The organism is Nocardioides sp. CPCC 206348 (genome assembly GCF_048654705.1).
Classification (GTDB): domain Bacteria; phylum Actinomycetota; class Actinomycetes; order Propionibacteriales; family Nocardioidaceae; genus Nocardioides.
The window spans coordinates 36,586-37,899 of record NZ_JBMCZA010000047.1 but is presented as its reverse complement, the minus strand read 5'-3'; the positions used below and the strand labels follow the sequence as shown (position 1 = coordinate 37,899).

General features: G+C 72.7%; 1 protein-coding gene and 1 pseudogene. Both read right to left on the bottom strand.

The features are described 5' to 3' along the window. Positions 1 to 806, bottom strand: an 806-nt coding sequence (locus ACOADB_RS01730) for a protein kinase family protein (RefSeq protein ID WP_378596180.1), incomplete at its 3' end; no start/stop codon positions are given. A 63-nt stretch (positions 807 to 869) separates the two neighbouring features. Beyond that, a pseudogene (locus ACOADB_RS01725) lies at positions 870 to 1,314 on the bottom strand (hypothetical protein); the annotation flags it as partial.

Genomic DNA, 1,314 nt, shown 5'->3' with positions numbered 1-1,314 from the left:
GCCAGCGCGTCCGGCATCCCCGCCGGGTCCCCGACGAACTCCAGGAGCTCGGCCGCGATGCCCTGGGCCGTGGTGACGTCCGGATGGTCCGAGCCGAGCCGGCGCCGGCGGCCGTGGTCCTGGTTGCAGTCGAACTCGCGCCAGAGCAGGTCGAGCGGCTTCGGGACGCCGGCGCGGACCTGGCGCGGGCTGAGGAAGGCGTCGTTCTCGCGGGGCGCGGCCGGGACGATCGAGCCCGAGGGTCCGGGCCAGGTACCGGTCAGTGCGCAGTAGAGCAGTCCGCCGAGGTCCTCGAGGTCGCCGCGGACCTCGCCGGGGGGCAGGCCGTGCAGCGCAGCATCGACGCACATGCCGATGATGCGCACCGAGCCGTAGCGGTCGATCAGGATGTTCTCGGGGTTCAGCCGGCCGTGGGTGACGCCTGCGGCATGGGCGCGGGCGATGGCGGACGCCACGTCGGCGACCAGCCAGGCGGCCCGTCGTGGACCGAGCGGGCCGGCGTTGGTGACCAGGATGTCGAGGGAGATCCCGGTGCCCCACTCGTTGACGACGAAGGAGCGGCCGTCCTCGCTCTCGGCGTCCAGCACGCGCAGGATCCGCGGGTCGAGCACGGAGGCCGACGTACGGGCAGCGTCGAAGAGGCCGGGCGCCCGCGGGTCGTCCTCAGCGATGACGTGCAGGGCGACGAAGCGTTCGAGGACGGCGTCGCGCGCGCGCCAGAACCGGCCGCCACCGGTCTCGCTCAACAGGTCGATCAACCGGTACCGGCCAGCGAGCACATCCCCCGACCGCGTCGACGTCGCCACCCAGTCCCCCTCCGATCTCCTCGGATCCTTTGCCATCCTAGGAGACCCCCGAGATCACGGGGGTCACCTGCGTCGAACGCGTGCCGTGACCGTCGAGACGACCGAGGTCACCTCGTCCAGGCGGAGCAGCTGGGCCGCCGCGAGGAAGGCTCCACCGGCACCGGCGCTCACGATCGCGGCCTCCAGCACCGACCAGGTCCAGTGCGGGCGGCTCACGAATTCGGCGATCGTGTCGGTGACCACGAGGTCGAGGAAGAGGCCGACGCCGAGCACGACTGCGGCGGCCACGAGCAGGCGCACCACGAACCCGACCCACTCCCCGATCCGCCGGGGCGCGGGCTCCTCGCCCGAGCGGAGCAACCGCAGCAGCACGATCGTCGAGAGGGTGGCGCCGACGGTGTAGGCGCCGGTGTAGGCGACGACCAGCATCGGCGCGGTGTGGTCCTCGTCGACCCGGCTGACCAGCAGGGTGGCCAGGCCGATGTTGGTCGCGGCGATCGCGCACTGG